At 27.8% G+C, this 3901-nt stretch carries 4 protein-coding genes and 1 pseudogene; all 5 read left to right on the top strand.

The window, feature by feature from the left end:
* Positions 1 to 322: ATP-binding cassette domain-containing protein (locus tag Q0352_RS09715; protein ID WP_299527107.1), on the top strand; the 322-nt coding region annotated here is incomplete at its 5' end.
* Between the two features lie 13 nt (positions 323 to 335).
* A complete protein-coding gene (locus tag Q0352_RS09710) occupies positions 336 to 1628 on the top strand; it encodes an HlyD family efflux transporter periplasmic adaptor subunit (protein WP_299527106.1) in 1293 nt (430 codons plus the stop codon).
* A 316-nt stretch (positions 1629 to 1944) separates the two neighbouring features.
* Positions 1945 to 2790 carry an RteC domain-containing protein gene (locus tag Q0352_RS09705; RefSeq protein ID WP_299527105.1) on the top strand — a complete coding sequence of 282 codons (846 nt, stop codon included), beginning with the start codon at positions 1945 to 1947 and terminating at the stop codon, positions 2788 to 2790.
* Positions 2791 to 3020: 230 nt separating this feature from the next.
* Positions 3021 to 3299: a helix-turn-helix domain-containing protein gene (locus Q0352_RS09700; RefSeq protein ID WP_299527104.1), complete on the top strand. Its 279-nt coding sequence runs from the start codon at positions 3021 to 3023 to the stop codon at positions 3297 to 3299.
* A gap of 351 nt (positions 3300 to 3650) precedes the next feature.
* Positions 3651 to 3901 (top strand): annotated as a pseudogene (locus Q0352_RS14780) (hypothetical protein); the annotation flags it as partial.

The following is a 3901-nucleotide window of genomic DNA, read 5'->3' as shown; positions in this document are numbered from 1 at the left end:
TTCGGGTTTAAGTACAGGGCAAAAACAACGGCTATTAATTGCAAGGGCTGTATATAAAGATCCTAAATATTTATTTTTTGATGAAGCAACTTCAGCGCTAGACGCTAATAATGAAATGGTGATTATGGAAAAGCTAAATACGTTTTTTTCAGATAAAACAGCTGTAGTTATAGCTCATAGGCTAAGTACTGTAAAAAGTGCACATCAAATAGTAGTGCTGGATAAAGGGAAAATTGTAGAAGTTGGGAATCATACGGAATTAGTAAATCAAAAAGGAAATTATTATCACCTAGTGAAAAATCAATTAGAATTAGGGAACTAAAAGAATATAATAAATGCCACAAGCACAAGACAACATACAAATTCGTAGTGAAGAAGTTCAGGAAATTTTAAGTTATGTACCTAACTGGATGATTCGTTGGGGAATGACTTTAGTATTTATAATCATTTTAATGCTTTTGTTCATTTCTTGGTTTGTTAAATACCCGGATGTAATAACTGCAGAAGTAGTAGTTACAACTAAAATACCACCAGAAAAAATTTATGCGAAATCCACTGGTCGAATTGAGTCAATATTGATAAATAATAATAGTCAGATAACTAAAAACACTATTATTGGTGTTATTGAAAATTCTGGTAATTATAAAGATATTTTATTACTTAAAAGTATATTAGATACCATTTATGTTGATAAATTAAATTTTAGATTTCCTATAGATGAACTTCCATTTTTAATTTTAGGTGATATTGCAATGGATTTTGCTTTATTTGAAACCAGCTATTCTGAATATGTTTTAAATAAAAAACTACAACCTTATTCCAGTGAATTTTCAGCCAATAATTTATCCTTAGCAGAAATTAGAAATAGATTAGTTATTCTAAAATCTCAAAAGGAATTAAACGAAAAGGAATTAGAATTTAATAAGAAAGATTTAGATAGAAATAAAATATTATTTGATAAAGGAATAATAGCAGCTCAAGATTACGAGAGAAAACAATTGGAGTATATACAGGCAAAACGAACACTTAAAAATATGAGTGCTTCAATTTCTCAGCTAAATGAAGCTATAGGTACTTCAAAAAATACGGTTAAAAGTTCGGAAATTCGAAAAACTCAAGATGACACTAGGTTATTAAAAAAAGTAATTCAGTCATTTTATCAATTAAAAAAATCAGTAAAAGATTGGGTACTACGTTTCGCTTTAAAATCTTCAATAGCAGGAAAAGTTTCTTATTTGTCTTTTTGGAATGAAAATCAAACAGTAAATATTGGAGATTTAGTTTTTACAATAATACCTTCCATAAGTTTAGGTTATATTGGTAAGATAAAAGCACCAATTCAAAATGCTGGTAAAATTAAAATTGGTCAAAAAGTTAATATTAGATTGGCTCAGTATCCTGATACAGAATTTGGTATGCTCAATGGAACGGTAGAAAACATTTCACTTTTCCCTGATAAGCTAGGGAATTATTTAGTAGATGTATCACTTGATGAAGAATTAATAACTTCTTATAATAAGAAAATAGAATTTCAACAAGAAATGAGTGGTAAAGCCGAAATAATTACGGAAGATTTGCGTCTTATTGAGCGTTTCTTTTATCAACTTAAAAATGTGTTTAAAAAATAACTTTGTGTGAAATAGACAAAGAAATAATTCCTGTTTTTTTGCTTAAATATTCCAAATAATTTATATATTAGATTAATAATTGGAACACCGTTCCAATCTTTTTCATAGCAATTTTCACCACCTCTACTAAGAGGTGGTGTTTTGTTTTAAGTAATTGTGTAAATGATACTTAAGGTGTTTTAGCAATTCTCCTTCTTAATATTCTAACAAAAATAGTCTGAATTAAACGTATGCCATTACGGTTTAACCGTAATAATAAAATATGATTTTTTGAAATCTTCGCCGACTTTTAAAAAAACAAACCCTATGAATCGCTATGAATAAATACGCTCAAATTATTAATAAATTAGAAGTAGAATTAGAAGAAATAAAGCTATCAAATGAAGATCTTTTAATTATAACCGAGAAAAGCATAAATACCATTCAAACTTGTTTACTAAAACTAAAAAGTATAACTCAAAATTCAAAATTTGATAAACTAGCAGATGAAATTATTTTCTTTAAATCAATAAAACCAGCCATAGTTGCAAAACTTATATATCAAGTTAAACTATTCAATATTGAAAGTAAACATATCGCCGGTACTAAGGATTCACAAATTGAATACTTAGAAAAATCAATCGTTAAATTGCAAGAATATTTTAATGACAATCAAGAAATTTATATATATTTTCGAAGAAATGATACCCATCTCGATCATCATTATTTTTTAGTGAAAAATAAAAACTTAAGAATTCATCCAGATAATTTACTTAGTATTTCCGAAGAAAAATTCACAACAACACATGATACAACCTATGCAAATTTTATAGCAAACTCAATGTTGATAAAATATCTAAATGGTGAAATAGTGAGGGTTCAGAAAAATATTGATACAGAAATGGTGTCAAATTCAAATACGCAATCTTCTAATTTGTTTTGGACTGGTAATAAAGTAGATTTGGTTGAATTAATATACGCATTACACGCTGCAAGTGTTATAAATAGAGGGAAAGTTGGCATCAACGAAATTGCATCAATTTTCGAGAGCATTTTTAACATTGAGATTGGCGGATATTATAGAATATACCTTGAGATACGTTTAAGAAAAATGAATAAAACAAAATTTTTGGATACTTTAAAGACAAAACTATTAAAAAGGATGAATGAATCCGATTGTTAAATACCCAACTTGTGTTTTTTATTCAAATAATTTTAACGCATTAAATTTTGTTCTTTTTGTTGAAAATAAGAATTGCTAAAAAACGCAATTTAATTCAAAGAATAGCATTAAGAATGTTTAAAAAATAGTAAACAACTTGTGATTTTTAATAATTTTCCTTTTTAATCTTTGCGATATGAAAGAGACACAAAACCCTCCTTTCTTTAATATTAATAAAAAAATTGTTTAAAATGTCAGCAAAAATTATTACCCCAGAAGATTTAAATGAGTTCAAAAATGAACTATTAGAAAACATTAAAAGTTTAATGAATCACCAAACAGGTAAAGTCGCCAAAAAATGGATTAAATCCACTGAAGTGAAAGAATTTTTAGGTATTTCAAACGGTACCCTTCAAAATCTCCGAATCAACGGAACCATTCCTTATACAAAAGTTGGAGGTGTAATCTATTACGACTTGCAAGAAATTGAAAAAGTCCTTGAAAACAATCGTGTAAATAATAATTTTTAAATATTAAATCTATAGTTGAGCCATCATCCCCTAATTGTCATACTGAGCTTGTCGAAGTATTGACAGGGGATCTCCTCATCCATTTACCTAAATATAAAATTCAAATCAATCTTTTATTTTTTGACTTGGTTTATCATGAGCATTCTCAAAGAATTTTGTAGCAAGGCAAAATGAAACATGAAAATGAATAAAATAACTATGAACTACATCTCACACCTCAACGCACTATTTGGTCAATTTTCAAAAGACAATAGGCTAAATCCTACACACATTAGTCTATACCTCGCATTATTTTACATCTGGAATTACAACCGATTTCCGGATAAGTTTTTTATAAATCGAGAAGAAGTAATGAACCAATCCAAAATAGGTTCAACAACTACATATCATCGTTGTATTAAAGAATTAAGTCATTGGAAATATATTAACTATTATCCATCTCATAATCCATTTAAAGGAAGCTCTGTGAAGTTGTTTCAATTTGGTACAACTGATAAACGAGAAGTAAATTTAGAGTATCCCAAAAATGGACAAGCACTGGTATCTAATATAAACATTAATAAACATAATATAAACTTTATTAAACTAGAGGCAATCGCAAA

The organism is uncultured Lutibacter sp. (genome assembly GCF_937891065.1).
In the GTDB taxonomy this organism is placed as follows: domain Bacteria; phylum Bacteroidota; class Bacteroidia; order Flavobacteriales; family Flavobacteriaceae; genus Lutibacter.
Note: the sequence above shows the minus strand (reverse complement) of the source record. Positions and strands in the feature narration are given on the sequence as shown.